General features: G+C 55.0%; 14 protein-coding genes. 8 read left to right on the forward strand and 6 right to left on the reverse strand.

What is annotated here, in order from left to right; translation table 11 throughout:
• Position 1: 1 nt before the first annotated feature.
• The 5 genes from ACP5OT_RS03250 to ACP5OT_RS03270 form a co-directional block, all read right to left on the reverse strand.
• Positions 2 to 1,030: a helix-turn-helix transcriptional regulator gene (locus tag ACP5OT_RS03250; protein ID WP_424675620.1), complete on the reverse strand. Its 1,029-nt coding sequence runs from the start codon at positions 1,028 to 1,030 to the stop codon at positions 2 to 4.
• 361 nt (positions 1,031 to 1,391) lie between these two features.
• The gene (locus tag ACP5OT_RS03255; protein ID WP_424675619.1) at positions 1,392 to 3,695 is read right to left on the reverse strand and encodes a penicillin-binding transpeptidase domain-containing protein; all 2,304 of its coding nucleotides are present in this window, start codon (positions 3,693 to 3,695) and stop codon (positions 1,392 to 1,394) included.
• 87 nt (positions 3,696 to 3,782) lie between these two features.
• A complete protein-coding gene (gene mreD / locus ACP5OT_RS03260; RefSeq protein WP_424675618.1) occupies positions 3,783 to 4,313 on the reverse strand; it encodes a rod shape-determining protein MreD in 531 nt (176 codons plus the stop codon).
• The gene (gene mreC, locus ACP5OT_RS03265) at positions 4,286 to 5,194 is read right to left on the reverse strand and encodes a rod shape-determining protein MreC (RefSeq protein WP_424675617.1); all 909 of its coding nucleotides are present in this window, start codon (positions 5,192 to 5,194) and stop codon (positions 4,286 to 4,288) included. Before mreC ends, mreD begins: the two co-directional genes overlap by 28 nt.
• A gap of 3 nt (positions 5,195 to 5,197) precedes the next feature.
• On the reverse strand, positions 5,198 to 6,277 hold the full coding sequence (locus ACP5OT_RS03270) for a rod shape-determining protein (protein WP_424675616.1): 1,080 nt from the start codon (positions 6,275 to 6,277) through the stop codon (positions 5,198 to 5,200).
• Positions 6,278 to 6,632: 355 nt separating this feature from the next.
• On the opposite strand from ACP5OT_RS03270, the gene ACP5OT_RS03275 reads away from it, so the two are divergent.
• The 7 genes from ACP5OT_RS03275 (at position 6,633) to ACP5OT_RS03305 (ending at position 14,144) form a co-directional block, all read left to right on the forward strand.
• Complete coding sequence (locus tag ACP5OT_RS03275) at positions 6,633 to 8,723, forward strand: putative cobaltochelatase (protein WP_424675615.1); 2,091 nt, start codon at positions 6,633 to 6,635, stop codon at positions 8,721 to 8,723.
• A 96-nt stretch (positions 8,724 to 8,819) separates the two neighbouring features.
• A complete protein-coding gene (locus tag ACP5OT_RS03280) occupies positions 8,820 to 10,322 on the forward strand; it encodes a S1 RNA-binding domain-containing protein (RefSeq protein ID WP_424675614.1) in 1,503 nt (500 codons plus the stop codon).
• A 274-nt stretch (positions 10,323 to 10,596) separates the two neighbouring features.
• On the forward strand, positions 10,597 to 10,770 hold the full coding sequence (rpmH, locus tag ACP5OT_RS03285; protein ID WP_012616467.1) for a 50S ribosomal protein L34: 174 nt from the start codon (positions 10,597 to 10,599) through the stop codon (positions 10,768 to 10,770).
• Between the two features lie 92 nt (positions 10,771 to 10,862).
• The gene (rnpA, locus tag ACP5OT_RS03290) at positions 10,863 to 11,267 is read left to right on the forward strand and encodes a ribonuclease P protein component (RefSeq protein ID WP_424675613.1); all 405 of its coding nucleotides are present in this window, start codon (positions 10,863 to 10,865) and stop codon (positions 11,265 to 11,267) included.
• On the forward strand, positions 11,264 to 12,205 hold the full coding sequence (locus ACP5OT_RS03295; protein ID WP_424675612.1) for a YidC/Oxa1 family membrane protein insertase: 942 nt from the start codon (positions 11,264 to 11,266) through the stop codon (positions 12,203 to 12,205). Before rnpA ends, ACP5OT_RS03295 begins: the two co-directional genes overlap by 4 nt.
• 44 nt (positions 12,206 to 12,249) lie before the next feature.
• Positions 12,250 to 12,915, forward strand: coding sequence for an RNA-binding cell elongation regulator Jag/EloR (gene jag, locus ACP5OT_RS03300; protein WP_424675611.1), 666 nt, complete (start codon positions 12,250 to 12,252; stop codon positions 12,913 to 12,915).
• Positions 12,916 to 13,283: 368 nt separating this feature from the next.
• Positions 13,284 to 14,144 (forward strand): PfkB family carbohydrate kinase, encoded by an 861-nt coding sequence (locus tag ACP5OT_RS03305; protein WP_424675610.1) that lies wholly within the window; start codon positions 13,284 to 13,286, stop codon positions 14,142 to 14,144.
• Between the two features lie 62 nt (positions 14,145 to 14,206).
• Here ACP5OT_RS03305 and ACP5OT_RS03310 read toward each other — a convergent pair whose 3' ends face one another.
• Positions 14,207 to 16,054 (reverse strand): APC family permease, encoded by a 1,848-nt coding sequence (locus ACP5OT_RS03310; protein ID WP_428131321.1) that lies wholly within the window; start codon positions 16,052 to 16,054, stop codon positions 14,207 to 14,209.
• Between the two features lie 275 nt (positions 16,055 to 16,329).
• Between ACP5OT_RS03310 and ACP5OT_RS03315 the strand changes: the two genes are divergently transcribed.
• On the forward strand, positions 16,330 to 17,277 hold the full coding sequence (locus ACP5OT_RS03315; RefSeq protein WP_424675608.1) for an ATP-binding cassette domain-containing protein: 948 nt from the start codon (positions 16,330 to 16,332) through the stop codon (positions 17,275 to 17,277).
• Positions 17,278 to 17,280 lie beyond the last annotated feature (3 nt).

Below are 17,280 nucleotides of genomic sequence, written 5' to 3' on the forward strand. Positions count from 1 at the left end.
GCTACTCCCCAAAGAAATCTCGCAAGGTGGTCGATGCAGTTCCCGCAGGCTGTGACGAAACGTACCAACCATACCGTTCGGCCAGCGCTTTTGCTTCACTCATCAGCGTTTCGCGCAAATCGCGCGGCTCGATCACCTCAACACTAGCACCCCATCCTCGCACCCAAGGTAATATCTCGCGCCAATCCGCCACTTGCGATTGCCACTCGCAACCGCCATCAGGTAACAACGTGATCTGCTGCGAAGGATGCCAGACCGTCTCTTGCACCCGCCGCGTCGCTTCACCGGACAAAAACCGCAGTTTTACCGTTACCGGCTCACTATCGCTAATCCAGATGCCCCATGTACGGCGTAACAGTTGTTGTTCATCAAAATTGTCGGGAAAATCAAAATATTCTAGGGTCGTTACTACATCTTCGATGCGCTCAAGCTTAAATGGCACAATATCTCTAGCTACATCGCTATAGGCGATTACATATACGCTATCACTCCACAACGCCGGTTCGATCAAATATGGGCAGATTGTATGAATCAGCGGGCGCTTGGCTCGCAGAGCGCGGTAGGTAATACGCACTTTTTTCCGGTCAATCCAAGCCATTGTAATCTGTTCAAGTACACCTATTCGTTCTGGATAATTTTGCTGATGAAGCACCTCATGAGAAAGCCGTAATAATTTTTCCGTCATCGGCTGTTGGAGACAGGCGGCCAATTTTTCCACGGCATTGACAACATGCCGGTTGGCGAAGTGAGTTTGCCGTAGTAACCGGCGCGCCGGCAGGTAGAGGAACAGCGCCTCATGCGGGTTCAGACGAATTTCAGACAGGAGGCGATTGCGATCAATGCGGTAGCGTCCCGGCGGGTCTTCAACGAACGGATAGTCCTGCTCAAGGGCGATTCGATCACGATAGGCCGTTGTGCGATCAACGCCTAGGCGTTCAGCCATCTCAGCATCGCTGAAAGCGCGCTGCACATAAAGCCGCTTCATTTCGGTCAACCGCTCGGCGCGCGCGAGTCCTCTTCCCTTGCCCATACTATTCCTCAAACTATTGTTCGTTATATGTCTATCATAGCATCCCGCAGGCGCAAAAATCGCAACAGGCCACTGTTTTGCGCAACTGATCTTTCACGAAGAGACTAGAGGGCCATCGCCACGCCGCAAAGCAAGCCAAGCCGCAGAGGACTCTAACGCAAAGGCGCAAAACCCGCTAAGATCGCAAAGCTTGGAATATGAGGAGAACAGCATACCCCCTTCTCCGCGTCCTTTGCGCTAACATTCTACTTCCCCCAGCGGGGGCGACTAGGAGGGGGCCAACCTAAGATGCAAAGATGGTTGGGGATGGTGATGATCCTCTGCGCCCCCTGCGGTAAAACTTCTACCAGCCTGCGCAACGTTACGGTTGCGGCAACACCGGACAGATCGTCGGCGGATTCTCCGGTGGATTCACCCCAAAGTACGCTTGCATAATCTGCGTCACCGCCGGTACAGCAATCGTTGAAGAACCATCGTTGAGATCACCAACCCCTTCGACCAACACCACGACCACGATCTCAGGATTCTCGTAAGGGGCAAAACCGACAAACCACGCATGGCTTTGCCGCACCAACCGACCATCACTCGTGGTTAGGATCGGTCCAAACTCGGCAGTGCCCGTCTTGCCGGCAATACGCAAGCCCGAACAGACTTCACGCGCTGCAATACCTAACCCATCGGTGATCGAAGCAAAGAGACCGGCTCGGATCGTTGCCAAATGTTCAGGGTTGATCGGTACTTGTCCGATCGGTTCCGGCAGGATTTGCCGGATAAGCTGCCCATTTTCGTCAACAATCCGATCAACTAGATGAGGACGGTAGAGCGTACCATTGGTTGCCACAGCACCGGCAGCAACCGCCAGTTGCAGCGGCGTCACCTCTAGATATCCCTGCCCAATCGCGGTATTGTAGGTATCACCGGTTGTCCACGCCTCACGCAATACTTGCGCCTTCCATGCGCGCGTGGGCACACGCCCGCTCGCTTCACCGACGAGATCGATCCCGGTTGGACGACCTAGATTAAACCACGACAACCCTTCAACGAGTGCATCAATGCCAAGACCGTTAATCCGCAATGCGCGCTCGTCGAGATTGACCGCCTGCTCGTTTCCGCCGGCAACACTGGCAAAGAACACATTCGATGAGAGACGTAACGCATCTCGTACATCGATCAGTCCATTGTCACGATTACGGACTGAGTTGGGTAAGATAAATTCGGTGCCACTACGCTCTATCAATCGCAGTAGACCGGGATCGCGCAGCCTGGTATCGGTTTTAATCACGTTCTGCTGTAACGCCACCGATCCCACAAACTGTTTGATCGTCGAGCCGGGTGGATACTGGCCGGCAATGGCACGATTGGTAAAAGGCGCCAGCCGTTGTAGCTCACGCTGAGCTTCGTCACTCGACGGTGTAAGCAATGCTCTCAAGTCAGCCGCACGCGCCGGATCAACCCAAATGTTGTTATCGTAATCGGGGAGACTGACCATCGCCAGGATACGCCCATCGCGGGGATCGAGTGCGACGGCCACACCGGCAACGATCGGAGCATAGGCCCGTTTGTGGGCTTCCCGCGCAGTCTGTCGTCGCTCTTCACCTACGTTAATCCAACGTTGTAAGATCCGTTCCACCTCAGCTTGGAATTGTGCATCGATGGTCAGTACCAGATTGTAGCCATTGGTCACCGGGCGTAGCGTTGTCACAGCACTGACCGGTCGTTGCAGAGCATCGACCAACAACGAGTCGATACCCATCTGCCCACGCAAAACCTTCTCGTAGGCGCCTTCTAGCCCGTCTTTTCCGATCTGATCACTCGGCAAGTACGGTGGCAAACCGACACTCGTCGGATCAATCGGTTTGGTGATCAATCCACAGATCGGTGCATTCGCAGTAATGTCAACCAAACCGCGGAGCCACGAGCTGGCCGGATTGACCGCCACCAATTCGCACGAGTTGATCCGTCCGGTGTATCCTAATATATGCGAGAGTGACGGTATCTGACTACTGAGTGGATAACGCCGACGGAACCCCTCGATCACCTGTGCACCGGGCATGTAGTTAGCATTTTCCCGCAGCGCCAACGCCAGTTCGGGAGAAATATCCTCTTTGATAATCACCGGCTGATAGCGGCGTACATTGGCTTGTTGCAGAAGCTGCTCAATCGGATTTACGAGTTTGACGACCGAAGCGTAGGTTTCACTCAGGCTGAGCGCTTTTAAGGTATCTTCAGGGGCAATCGAGATAGTGAGGACGTCGGTATTGGTTAACTCCGGTAAAGCACCTAGTGCAGCTACATCACGACGGAGGTTGGGCGTCGTTGCTAATGCACTCGCCGGGTCAATTACCAACGTAGACGGCAGACCCACAATCTGGGCCAAACGGGCGAGGGTCATTGCACGTTGTGCAGGCGCACTGTTGGCCGATGGCAATTGGCCGGGAATCACGGCCAAATTGTAAATCGGTACACTCTCGGCAAGTAGCGTACCGTGTGCATCGACAATTTCTCCGCGGCGCGGTTGATTCGTCAGATAGCGACGGGTTGTAACTTCAATATCGGCGCCAAACCGCTGCGCATCGGTCTGTACCAGTTGGAGTTGGGCGAGCCGGGCGACTAGCACCATAACCGTGATCAGCAGTACTATGCGTAGTGCGATAAGCCGTGCCATAGCTGCACATTCGCCTTTCCAGCCACAATGATCGTACTCCAACCAACGACGTTAATTATAAATTATAACTGTGGTGATACCCTTGAGCTACTCGGTGCGCACCAAACGATGGATAATCACTACTGCCGGTAAGGTCGGAATGAGCGCCAGTAACAGCGACGGAACAACCACTACGAGAAAGTAGGCTTGCCAATCAGGCATGGCGGGAAGTGTGATCGCAAAGAGGATCACCTCATAGATCACCGTACCAACGGCTACTGCCACCAACGGTACTAATGGTCGTTCGAGTGCAAAGCGGCGCGCAAATAAGCCAACAATAACGGTTGCGATAAGTTGAGCAACTGCATGACTCCCAAGAGGCAACGTCCCCAAGACATCGAGTGCCAACCCACCATAGAACGCCCACCACAATCCGCGCATCAACCCACGGACCGGCTCAGCAGTTCTGACACCGACGAGCGCACGCACAATTGCCAGCACCAACAGGAGCGGAATACTGAACCCACCCGGCCCACTGAGCACGGTCGTCTGCACTAAGGCAATCACAAGCAACGCCAGGGCCAACCCTAGCTCGCGCGCTATCCGCTCTTCTATTCGTCTTGACTGAGAATCACCCACACGTAGCGTACCTGATCGGGATCGGCAAAAGGTCGGATGTCACCGATTTGGCGCTGCCCCTCCTGCCGTACCGTTTCAATAAAGCCAATTGGCACTGCTGCCGGCATCGCTGACAGATCGAGGGGGAGATCGAGCGCACCACTCAAGCCGGCAGTGATTACATGCTCACCAACCCGTAGGGTAGCACTACGGTCGATCAACTCAACCCGCAATCGCGAGCCGCGCTGCCATTGACCTTGCATCAAACCGAGCGGTGCCCCACCAGGCTGTAAAACCCGCACACTGAGCTGACTACTGATGTCGGTAATGAGTAACACCTCTGCCGTATGCGGACCCACCGTTTCTACTACCCCGATCAATGCCGGTGGGTTGCCCGGTTGCTGCCCAATCACCGCCATCCCCGTCTGCACACCGTCATTGGCACCACGCGCAATCGTCATCACCCGACGAGCTGCATCAGGGGCACGCACCATCACCTCGGCACCGAGAACTCGCCACGGATGAGCTTGCGTTATGGCTAACTGTTGGCGCAGAAAAATATTCTCGACCCGGGCCTGCTCAAGCCGCAACACATCGTTACGCAACTGAGCATTTTCAGCCTCTAGTTCGGCTACTCGAGTCTGGAGAGTGACAACATCGCGTGGCGTAGCCCACCATGCCTCAAGCGCCATCCGGCGGTCGGTCAACCAACTAATCACGGGCTGCAACTGCTCGCGTGCGGACAACCGAATCGGTGACACCACTCCTTGCCGGTCGAATACGATGAGTATCACGCTCAACAATAAAAGAGCGATGGCCGTCACCACGACCCGACCATAATTGGTGTCACCAAACCGGTCACGCCGTAGCTTCAGTGGACGTTCATCGAGAAAATCGCGCATGCGCTATCTCCGCACCCGTCGCGTGGTTTGGGTACGCATGAGAATATCCTGATACACGCTATTGTCAAAATGCTCGACCATTTTACCGGCGCCACGCGCCACACACGAAAGAGGATCTTGCGCAACATGCACCGGCATGCGTGTCTCGGCAGCAATCCGCTTATCAAGGCCGTGTAGCAATGAACCGCCACCGGCCAGCATAATGCCGTGCTCCATAATATCGGCCACCAATTCAGGCGGCGTCTCTTCCAGCGCAGCCCGCACCTCGGCCACGATAGCATTGACCGGGCCAGCAATACCTTCGCGTAGCTCAACCGAGCTGACTTCAATAGCCTTAGGCAAACCGGTCAGCAGATCGCGCCCGCGCAACACAACCTTAATCTCTTCGTCAAGCGGATACGCTGAACCGGCGGCAATTTTCGCCTTCTCCGCCATTCGTTCGCCAATCAACAAGTTGTATTCACGGCGGGCAAATTGGATAATCGCCTCATCGATCTCATCACCGGCGATACGGATCGAGTGGTTAATCACAATCCCACCGAGGGCGATGACAGCAATTTCCGTCGTCCCACCGCCAATATCGACGATCATCGATCCAATCGGCTCTTCAACCGGCAAGCCTGCCCCGATCGCCGCCGCCATCGGCTCTTCCACAACAAACGCTTCGCGAGCCTTGGCATTCAACGCAGCTTCGCGGGCAGCCCGCTTCTCAACATCGGTCACCCCCGACGGTACACCAACAACGACGCGAGGCCGCGGATCGACTAACGGCAATGCAGCATAGGTATGAGCCTTCTTGATAAAGTAAGACAACATCTGCTCGACCACGTCAAAATCGGCGATCACGCCATCCTTGAGAGGTCGTACTGCAACGATATTGGCCGGCGTCTTGCCAACCATCGCCTTGGCTTCCGCACCGACCGCATGCACTTTTTTGGTCCGGGTATCGATGGCAACAACCGATGGCTCGCTGATCACAATCCCCTTACCTCGCATATACACCATCGTGTTGGCCGTACCCAGATCGATACCAAGATCACGACTGAATACACCGAAAAATGTATTAAAAGGGTTCAAACCCACGTGTGTTACTCCATCTGTTGCCAACCAGAATTCGTCTTACCGTATTGATCACGCCGAACATTAGCCCGGCTCGAATCGCTATATTATAGCATACGCACAGCAAGGGCAAAGACAACGAGCGTCGCCCAATAGGTAAGCACCGTTCTTCGGCCTACTCCCGGTGTCATTTGACTTTTCAGCGGCTTTGTGACACAATTGCTATACTGCTTCGTTGCAAGCAGGTAGGACGTGTTCGCTGTGAGCATTGCCGTAGGTCAGGCTCGCCCGTCGGATGATGAAGATGCTGCTTTTCAACATTACGCGGCATTGCTGCTATGGCTTCTGGCTCACGCTGAGCTAGAAGATTTTTGTTGTCGTGAACATCACCAATCTTCCGCAACGACCGGTTTATCCATTCTCCGCCATTGTTGGCCAAGAGCGGTTGAAACGCGCCCTCATTTTGAACGCGATCAACCCACGTATCGGTGGTGTGTTGATTCGCGGCGAGAAGGGTACGGCGAAGTCAACGGCAGTCCGTGCGCTGACCCGCCTCTTGCCATCGATTAAGGTGGTGGTTGATTGCCCCTACAGTTGCGATCCTGATATGCCGGCAATCCTCTGTGCCTCATGCCAAGAACGGCTGGCTCACGGTCCCTTGCCCACAATGGTACGCCCTACACGACTGGTTGAGTTGCCGGTTTCGGCCTCTGAGGATCGCGTCGTCGGTTCACTCGACCTCGAACACGCAATTACTGAAGGACAGCGTCGGTTTGAACCCGGTCTGCTCGCACAGGTCAATCGCGGCGTGTTGTACGTCGATGAGGTCAACCTACTCGATGACCATCTCGTTGACTTGCTGCTCGATGCCGCAGCAATGGGGGTCAATACTGTTGAACGCGAAGGGGTAAGCGTATCGCATCCCGCCCGTTTCATCCTCGTCGGTACGATGAATCCCGAAGAGGGTGAGCTTCGTCCACAGCTCCTCGACCGGTTCGGTCTGGCTGTCGAAGTCGTCGGTCTGACCGATGTCAACGATCGGGTTGCCGTGATCGAGCGCCGGATGGCGTATGAGGCCGATCCATTCGGCTTTATTCAGCAGTGGCACGAGGCCGAAGAGGCGCTATCGCAGCGTATTGCCGCAGCCCGTACCCTGTTACCGCAGGTGCAGATCGATCGGAGCGATATGGCGGTTGTGGCAAGTTTGTGTATCGAGATGGGAGTAGATGGGCATCGCGCCGATTTGACTATTCTCGAGACGGCGCGGACCCACGCTGCATGGAGTGGTCGGCGAATGCTGCTCGCAGAAGATATTCGCCTGGCGGCCGAGTTGGCCTTACCACACCGAATGAGACGCCAGCCCTTTGGCGAGGTCAAACTTGATGAGCAGCGGATGGCTACTATTCTCGATCACTATAGCAAGCGGGCCGAGGAGATCAGAGCACAGGCGGAGGTAAAAAAAAAGCCTGATCTGAACGATGACGGTAGCAATGACGATGAGGGTGGTGACGAGCATGGCGGTAGCGCCACAACCGTACCGATCGGCGGCGCAGGAACCCCAGAAACAGCCAAGCCGGCTAATGAACAAGCAACCGGTGGTACTGAGCATAAAGCCGGTGATGTCTTTCGCCCACGCCGTCTCGAAACAACCCCCGATCGCACGCAACGCCGTGCTCCCGGTCGTCGTTCACGCTCGCGGACAACCCGAAAGCAGGGGCGCTACATTACGAGCCGACAAGCTGCGCGCGTAACCGATTTGGCCCTCGATGCCACCTTGCGTGAAGCAGCGATCTACCAGCGTAAACGCCGGATGGAATTGATGCACACCATCGATACACCGCACCGCCAACGGCCAAAAATATTGATTAAGCGTTCTGATTTGCGCCAGAAAGTGCGTGTGCGCCGGACTCGCAATGCCGTCTGTTTTGTGGTCGATGCCAGTTGGAGCATGGCCGCCGAAGAGCGCATGCAAGCGACAAAAGCAGCAGTGCTCTCGCTACTGCGTGACGCATACCAACGTCGCGATCAGGTGGGGTTGGTCAGTTTTCAGCGCGACTATGCACGGGTGTTGTTGCCATTAACCAACAGCGTTGAATTGGCCCAACGTCGCTTGCAATCAATGCCTACCGGAGGTAAGACACCGCTCTCACGCGGCTTACTGACAGCGTTTGAACTGCTTGAACGCGCACGCCGGCGTGATGCAGAAGTGGTACCGTTGATGGTACTATTAACCGATGGACAGGCTAATGTCTCTATCTCCGATCTCCCACCGCAACAGGAGGCATATCGGATCGCTGAAATGATCGCCGATCGTCAGATTCAGGCTATCGTCATTGATACTGAACATCCCCATTTTGATCGCGGCCTATCACGACGATTGGCTGAATATCTTCGCGGCATCTATTATCGCTTAGAAGATTTGCAAGATGACGGTCTGGTGCGCGCAGTTCGACAACAAATGCGCACATAAATTATCCAAGCGGTCGGCAAGCGTCGGACACACGAGTGATCGGGCGCCAAGGGTATAACTACGGTTATGTATGTTACGCGAGGAGGAAGGTAGGCAATGACGGATCAGGTTCGTAGGGAAGAGGTCGCTGCGGGCGAGCTGGCAGATACGCCTCTTGCGGCAGCTCAGGCTCCGGCGGCTGACGCTGCTGTCGCCGCAACATCGGTTCCGGCGGAGGCGGTAGCGCCTACCCCTGAACAGGCGGTAGATCAACCCGCTACTACAGGGGAGTCTGAGGCTCCGGTAACAACGGCACAAGCCGCTGCGCAAGAAACTGAACCGGCTGAGGCGACCGGTGCCAGCTTTACCCCGGTGAGTGAGCAGCAACCGCAAAAGCCGCGTCGGCTGAAGGATTTGCAGCCCGGCATGGAGCTGGAAGGCAAGGTTACTTCCATCGCACTGTACGGTATCTTCGTTGATGTTGGAGTTGGTCGTGACGGCCTCGTCCATATTTCGGAGATGAGCGATCGCCGGATCGATACGCCGTCAGAACTGGTGCAGATCGGCGATACGGTGAAGGTGTGGGTCAAGAGCGTTGATCTAGATGCACGTCGGATTAGTCTGACCATGCTCAATCCGAGCCGAGGTGAAAAACCACGTCGTGCCCGCCAGTCACAGCCGGCGCAACCGCAACCGCGCCGCCAAGAGGTCGATCGCGAGAAGTTGGCAAGCCTGAAAGTTGGCGACATCGTTGAGGGTGTGATCACCGGCTTCGCCCCCTTCGGCGCCTTTGCTGATATTGGGGTCGGTAAAGATGGGTTGATCCATATCAGTGAGTTGTCCGAGGGCCGTGTCGAAAAGCCGGAAGACGCAGTCAAGGTGGGTGAGCGCTATCAGTTTAAAGTACTCGAAATCGATGGCGAAGGAACCCGCATTAGTCTGAGCTTGCGCCGTGCACAGCGCGCCCAGCGCATGCAACAGCTCGAACCAGGTCAGATTATCGAGGGTACTGTCAGCGGGATCGCTAACTTTGGCGCGTTTGTGGACATCGGTGTCGGGCGCGATGGCCTGGTTCATATCTCAGCACTTGCCCCGCACCGCGTGGCTAAGGTTGAAGATGTGGTCAAAGTCGGTGACAAGGTGAAGGTCAAGGTGCTCGGCGTCGATCCACAGAGCAAGCGGATTAGCCTGACGATGCGTCTTGAAGAGGAGCAGCCGGCAACTACGACCGGTGAAGAAGCTGCCGAGCCGTCAGAAGAGGTAACACCGACACGACGAGGCAACCTCGAACGTTTCGCAGCCGCTGCCCAGGCCGCCCGTGAACGCAGTGAGCGTGGTGAACGCAGTGAGCGTGGTGAACGACGCGAGCGTCGTGAGCGCCGACCGGCTCAGTCCAGCCCCGACACCTATATCGTCGGTGAAGATGATGATGTATCGTTTGAGGGTAACGCTACCATTGAAGATCTGCTAACCAAGTTCGGTGGTTCCAGCAGTCGCCGTGACCGTGATCGACGCCGACGCCATGAGGACGATGATGATGAGGAGACGGAGCGTCCCTCAAATCGCCGTCAGCGTGAGGCAATTCGCCGAACCCTCCAGCAGATCGGCTACGATGAGTAGAAGGCGATAAGCGGCTTCCCAAGCTGCCTGACATTGGCTCGGTCGTTATGATGTGACCGTAGGAGCATAGCAACATCTTGTTCCTACGGTCACACCATCTCGGAAACCTGTTGCGGTTGGTAACGCCGTCACGCACCACTCCCCAAGTCATGATGTTCACAAACCTTGCCTGGCATCTTGGTAGGAGAGACCAGATTTGACACCGATCCGGTGCGACGATTATAATGGCACTAGTTTTGTCAATAAATTCGACAACTTCTGAGGAGAACATACAATGCCCAAACGAACATGGCAACCTAAACGTATTCCGCGCCGTCGCAAGCATGGTTTCCGGGCACGGATGGCTACGAAGGACGGACGGGCAATTCTTCGTCGTCGGCGCCTCAAGGGTCGCTGGAAGTTAACCGTCAGTGATGAGCGGCGAGCAGTACGACGCGGGCACCGCTAACAACTGCATGGAACGGGTTATCGTCTACAGAGTCGCGACAGGCGGCTGGCAGGTATGCCATCTGTAGTCGGTAGCCCGTTTGTTTTTTGTCTATGCGACGCGCAAACCGGCTCCGTCGGCCTGCACAATTCCGTCGAGTACGCCAAACGGGACGCACCTTTTCTTCGGCTTGGCTGACCCTCACCGTCGCACCGGGTCGGCGCGATGGTGTACGCTGTGGTTTCATCACCGGTCGTCGCCTTGGCAAGGCCGTCCAGCGCAACCGTGCTCGCCGGCGAGTTCGTGAGGCAGTGCGCTTGCTTTTACCGTCACTTACCACCGGTTACGACCTACTTTTTGCTATTCGTTCACCAGAGGTGATTGAGACGCCATTTAGCCAGTTGCAAGCCGATATTATTCGTCTACTCCGGCAGGCCTGCCTGCTCACACCTGAAACAGAACCTGTTTCACCAGTACCACCTACCTCACTACCACAAAACGAACGGGGATCGCCATGAATATCTGGTCGGCATTCGTTGGGTTGCTCGAACAATTACTCCTCTTCTTCTCATCACTGACCGGCAATATGGCATTGGGCATTGTGCTCTTCACGATCGCTGCCCGTCTCTTTATCTTGCCACTTACCCTAAGCTCGTTGCGTTCGAGTCGCCGGATGCAAGAAGTACAGCCCATCCTGAAAGAGATTCAGCGTAAGTACGGCAAAGACCCGCAACGACTCCAAGAAGAAACCCTACGGGTTTACCGTGAATATAAGATTAATCCGGTAGGCGGTTGTCTGCCGCTCTTGCTGCAACTCCCAATTTTCTTCGGTGTGTACCAAGCTGTCTATCACCTGATGGTACCTGAACAGCGCGTGAATTTGAGTGCTGCTGCGGCCGAGATGTTGAAAGATGAACGCCTGGCACAAATTCTCAGTGCTCCGTTCTTCGGTATGGACCTGGGGGTGCCGGCATTTGGGCCAAATGGGTTTGCCGGTTTTGCTTATCTCGTCTTACCGGTACTATCGATCGTTTTACAATTGGTGCAGCAGCTCATGGCAACACCGCGGGTTCAAGATCCACAGCAGAAGGCATTTACCCAAGCAATGTTAATTATGCCGTTTGTATTTGGATACATTGCCTTCACCTTCCCCACCGGTGCTGTCCTATACTGGGTTGTGAGCAGTGTGATCGGTGTGATCCAGCAGTACTTTACATCGGGTTGGGGTTCACTGGCCAACTATCTGCGGTTCTTGCCACCTGACAATCGTCCTACATCGGCGCTGAGCCTCGCATCAGCCTCTACTACTGCAACCGAGACCCAAACCGAGACACCAAAAGTCGATTTTTGGTCGGTCATGCGCCCATTGATCGAAGCGCCGGTTGAGCAGGGTGAAGCAGGTGGTGAGGAGCAGCGTACATCACGCCAATATCCCAATCCTCGTCGTCGCCGTTAACGTTATCTACTTAGGAAGACGGTCACCGTGACCGAGAGGTGTCTATGAAGCGCATTGAAATCAGCGCACGCACCGTCGCCGAAGCCGTTGAATTGGCATTGGCCCAACTGGGCCGCGACCGCGATGAAGTGGCGATTGAGGTGCTCGATCCCGGCGAGAATGGTGACGAAGCACTGGTGCGCGTCACCGTCGTCGAAGATGACGAAGAAAAGCCTTCGATTGAAGAGGTGAGTGCGATTGCGCAGCGTATCCTCGAAGACCTACTCGAACGTATGGATATTCAAGCCTACGTTACGTCGGTAATTTCGCGCGTGCCCGGCCCACAAGGGAACTTAGAAGAGACGATTACGCTGCACGTCGAAGGAGCCGATGAAGAGGCGATGGGTCTCTTGATCGGTCGGCGTGGCGAAACGCTCCGTTCGTTACAGTTCTTACTGAATTTGCTGGTAAGCCGACGAATACAGGCATGGCCACAACTGGTGGTTGATGTCGGCAACTATCGCCAACGCCGCCAAGAATCGCTCGAAAGCCTCGCCCGCCGGATGGCCGAACGAGTACGCCAGACCGGACGACCGATTATGCTCGAACCGATGGCAGCCTACGAACGACGTATCGTTCACCTTGCCCTGCGTGATGATAAGACGATCTATACCGAGAGTTCTGGGGAAGGCGAAAATCGTAAGATTGTGATCTATCCGGCTAAACAGTAGCCGACGCGCGCGGCCCTGGCCTTGCCTGGAACCACTCTACTCACGAGGGATAGACGTTCTGTCAATATATGCGATTGAAACCTAAACCGAAGATTGACCTGGCAAACTAATCAAATAGATTGTAACCCGTGACTACCAATATACCGGCAACACCCACGCAGCCGCGCCCAAAGGTTTCAGCTCGTACACTGCGACCACGCCAGAAGAAGACTTTAGCCCACAACAGGCCGTAGTATATGTGGGCGTCAGCTTACAGCACTACCTGTAGCGACGCTCACGGCAAAGCTAAGCGTTTATCCACAACTCACCAGTAGCTTTCCTAAGCAAGGACTTTAGGCGAAACTCGCTGCGCGAGCACTGAATTCACTATGATTGACATTGTTATCATTGGTCATGTTACGTGCGATCTGCTACCGAACGGCGCAACTGCCGCCGGTGGCACCGCTCGCTTCGCTGCACTACTGGCCCAACGTCTGGGGTTACGAGCGGCTATCGTCACTGCGAGTGCTGAAGAACCACCGTCTGGCATCGCGTGGTCAAGTATCTCCTCCACCGTCAGCTCCACGTTCGAGAACCGCTATACCGTAACCGGACGACACCAGTGGCTCCACGCAGTTGCACCACCAATTCTCATGACCGACATCCCAGCCCGTTGGCGCACCGCTCCGATTGTCTTGTTAGGGCCGGTATTACACGAATGTACCGCCGACGTTGCGGCTGCTTTTCCTGGAGCACTTATCGGAGCAACAGCACAGGGATGGCTGCGCGACTGGGACACGCCCCTCCCATCACCGGTACGCTTTCGGCGCTGGCAACCCACCGCAACCGAACTCTCCCGTCTCCACGTCCTCACACTCAGCAGCGAAGATGTCGCCGGTGATGAAGAACTGGCAGCAGCTTATGCTCGCACTGTGCCGATTGGTATCGTCACCCACGGCGCACGCGGCGCCACGATGTATCTCCATAGGCAAGCCCACCACATCGCCCCATACCCGGCACGAGAAATCGATCCTACCGGCGCTGGTGATGTCTTTACAGCAGCTTTTCTCATTCGCCTTTGGGAGATCGGCGATCCGTTCATTGCCGCCCGTTTTGCTGCCGCTGCCGCAGCGTGCGCAGTGGAAGGTCGTGAGACCCTGCCCGACCGAGTACAGATCGTACAGCGAATGAAGGCTGGCAGCCTTTCAGCCGTCAAAAAGGGGACAGACAGCGCGTTGGGAACGTCTTGAACACGATAGGAGGATGCAAGTGTCAGTTCGCCAACTCGAACTGACACTTCATGCGTACCCTACTAGCGCAACCGATACGGCACGCTTGTCACCACTGTTCCTCGTAGGCGCAATGCCGTCTTGATCAAAATACCGGTCTGATTATGCAGTAAATGCTCCCACCAGCGGGCCGGAACAAATTCAGGCAAAATAACCGTGATCACATCATCGCCGTAGCGCGTCTCAACCTCTTCGATATAGCGCACAATAGGATTGATCAACGAGCGGAACGGCGACTCAAGCACTACCAGAGGAATGCCGCATCCCCAATCCTGCCAGCGCTTACGTAACTTCTCAGTTGCTTCAGGATCGAGATCAACGTAGACGGCTGCAACATTATCGGGCGCGATTGAGCGTGCATATTGCAACGCCGGCAACACCCCCCGATGAATGCCGCTAATCAACACAATCGCCGTGTGACGTCGCAATTCAGGTGGCACCACTGCGCCACTCAATGAAAGCTGTTCGGCTACCCGTTGGTAATGGAGATTAATCCCGCGAAACATCATCACCAAAACCGGGATCGTAAGGATGACCATCCACGCACCGTGGACAAACTTGGTAATCATCAAGATCACCAACACAATCGAGGTAAGGGTTGCCCCAAACCCGTTAATTATCGCACTCCGTGTCCACCCCGGTTGCCGCAACCGTAGGTGACGCCGTACCATACCCGACTGCGAAAGCGTAAACGAGGTGAAGACACCAACCGCGTATAGTGGAAGCATCGCTATCTCATTGGCCTGAAAGATAATCACGAGCAATGCCGAAAACAACCCTAACACCAGAATACCATTCGAAAAAACCAACCGATCACCGCGAGAGGCAAACTGGCGCGGCAGGAACCGATCACGCGCGAGGAACGACGCCAACCGGGGAAAGTCGGCAAAAGCGGTGTTGGCCGCTAATACCAAGATCAAGGCCGTAGCAATTTGAATAAACACATAGACCGGCCCTATTCCAAAAATGGTACGAGCAATTTGGGAAACAATGGTTTCGTGGGTAAACTCGTTGGGGACGGCTCGATGTGCGTCGGCCAACCATGTGATTCCGAGAAACATCGTCACCAACAAGCCGATCATCCATGTCAGCGTAATCGAGGCATTACGCGCCTCCGGTGCCTTAAACGCCTGCACACCATCGCTAATAGCCTCGATCCCGGTTAATGCGGTACATCCGGCGGCAAAAGCACGTAAAATCAACCAAAGCGATAACGTCTCACCGACCGGTGGAATATCTGGATCAATACTATGCCGCACCGGTTCGACACCAAACAGCAAATCCTGGCTAACACCTACCACAATAATCGAAAGGATACTTGCAATAAACGCATAGGTAGGCACTGAGAAGATCAATCCGCTCTCTTTAGCTCCCCGCAGATTGGCAATCGTGACGACGAGAATACATAACAGCGCAATCTCAACCGCATAATCGCGCACGCCTGGGAATCCCCAGTTGGTAGCAAGCGAGGTAATTGCAGCCACTCCGGCGGAAATACTCACCGCTACCGTCAGCACATAATCGATGAGCAACGCGCTTGCTGCGATTAATCCCGGCAAATCGCCCAAATTATCACGGGTCACAATATAGCTGCCACCACCTTGTGGATAGGCATGGATGGTTTGGCGATATGAGAAGCCCACAATCAGCAGCAACATCGCAATAGCGACGGCAATCGGCAGGGAAAGACCAAGTGCTACACTACCACCCAAGACGAGAATAGTGAGAATGGCTTCGGTCGCATACGAGACTGACGAGAGCGCATCAGAAGAAAAAACGGCTAATGCCGTCACCTTGTTTAGTCGTTCTTGATGCTGGTGTTCGGTAGCAATAGGGCGACCGACTAAAATCCGCTTGATCTGGGCAAACATAGCGACAGGTTCTTTGGATAGATAGAATGTAGCAAACAAACAATGGTCTGCCAATAAAAAGACGGAACGCGATCTGCGCGCGGCAGTCGGCGTTCCGTCGGCTGTCGGACGCATGGGCGATCAGACAGTAATCCGTCATCATTGACATTCGGCTTGCGATCATAGCACTATTATCAACGAAAGTCAATGCCTGTGATAATCTTCACAGCATCACTTGACAGCACTACGTGGGCACGCTATGCTCAAGGTAGGCTTACTAGAACGAGGTCACAGCGATGAATCGGTTAGCCGTCGAAACCATCGACTTAGTCAAACGGTACGGCTCACTTACAGCCCTCGATCACGTCAACCTGCAAGCGCCGGCAGGACAGATTTATGCCCTACTCGGTCCTAACGGTGCCGGTAAAACCACGCTGCTGAGTATCCTGACTACCCTCATCCCGCCGACTGCTGGGACGGCCCGAATCCTCGGCTATGACGTCAGTCACGAGGCGGCAGAAGTTCGTCGCCGGCTCGGAGTTACTTTTCAAGAGATGGTCCTCGATCCCTTACTGACCGGTCGCGAGACCCTCGATTTTCACGGTCGGCTCTACAGTCTCCCGGCAGCAGTTCGTCGGCAACGGATCGCCGAGTTGGTCGAGTTGGTACAGTTAACCGAAGCGATCGATCGTCCGGTTAAGAGTTATTCGGGTGGTATGAAGCGACGCCTCGAATTAGCACGTGGGTTGATGACCGACCCACAAGTGTTGGTGCTCGACGAACCAACCCAGGGGCTCGATCCGCAAAACCGAGTGAATATCTGGAGCTATATCCGCGATTTAAACCGGCGTCGCGGTATGACCATCTTACTCACCACCCACGCGATGGACGAAGCCGAGGCATTGGCCGATTTGGTCGGTATTATCGATCATGGCCGCCTGATCGTCGAAGGCAAACCCGGTGATCTGATCGCTGCATTGGGGTCAGACGTGATTCGGGTACGCGGTCAGGGGAACTTCGATCATCTGGTGACGACGGTCAGTACCATTGAAGGGGTCAACCGCACCGAGATCGATCCGGCCGATGGAATTGCGCTGATTTACGTCGATAATGGTAGTCGGCGATTACCGGCGGTATTAGGGACGATCAGTAGTAATGGGTTTGTCGCGGAAGATGTGACATTAGCTCGTCCATCGCTCGGTGATGTCTTCTTGCACTACACCGGCACGGCATTGCGCGATTGAGAC

This window comes from Chloroflexus sp. (assembly GCF_049970315.1).
GTDB lineage: Bacteria > Chloroflexota > Chloroflexia > Chloroflexales > Chloroflexaceae > Chloroflexus.

What these genes read in the sequence shown, in the direction of transcription:
- ACP5OT_RS03250 (WP_424675620.1), bottom strand. Translation starts at nt 1,030, where the DNA reads ATGGGCAAGGGAAGAGGACTCGCGCGCGCCGAGCGGTTGACCGAAATG.
- ACP5OT_RS03255 (WP_424675619.1), bottom strand. Translation starts at nt 3,695, where the DNA reads ATGGCACGGCTTATCGCACTACGCATAGTACTGCTGATCACGGTTATG.
- mreC (WP_424675617.1), bottom strand. Translation starts at nt 5,194, where the DNA reads ATGCGCGATTTTCTCGATGAACGTCCACTGAAGCTACGGCGTGACCGG.
- ACP5OT_RS03280 (WP_424675614.1), top strand. Translation starts at nt 8,820, where the DNA reads ATGACGGATCAGGTTCGTAGGGAAGAGGTCGCTGCGGGCGAGCTGGCA.
- rpmH (WP_012616467.1), top strand. Translation starts at nt 10,597, where the DNA reads ATGCCCAAACGAACATGGCAACCTAAACGTATTCCGCGCCGTCGCAAG.
- rnpA (WP_424675613.1), top strand. Translation starts at nt 10,863, where the DNA reads ATGCGACGCGCAAACCGGCTCCGTCGGCCTGCACAATTCCGTCGAGTA.
- ACP5OT_RS03295 (WP_424675612.1), top strand. Translation starts at nt 11,264, where the DNA reads ATGAATATCTGGTCGGCATTCGTTGGGTTGCTCGAACAATTACTCCTC.
- jag (WP_424675611.1), top strand. Translation starts at nt 12,250, where the DNA reads ATGAAGCGCATTGAAATCAGCGCACGCACCGTCGCCGAAGCCGTTGAA.
- ACP5OT_RS03305 (WP_424675610.1), top strand. Translation starts at nt 13,284, where the DNA reads ATGATTGACATTGTTATCATTGGTCATGTTACGTGCGATCTGCTACCG.
- ACP5OT_RS03310 (WP_428131321.1), bottom strand. Translation starts at nt 16,054, where the DNA reads ATGTTTGCCCAGATCAAGCGGATTTTAGTCGGTCGCCCTATTGCTACC.
- ACP5OT_RS03315 (WP_424675608.1), top strand. Translation starts at nt 16,330, where the DNA reads ATGAATCGGTTAGCCGTCGAAACCATCGACTTAGTCAAACGGTACGGC.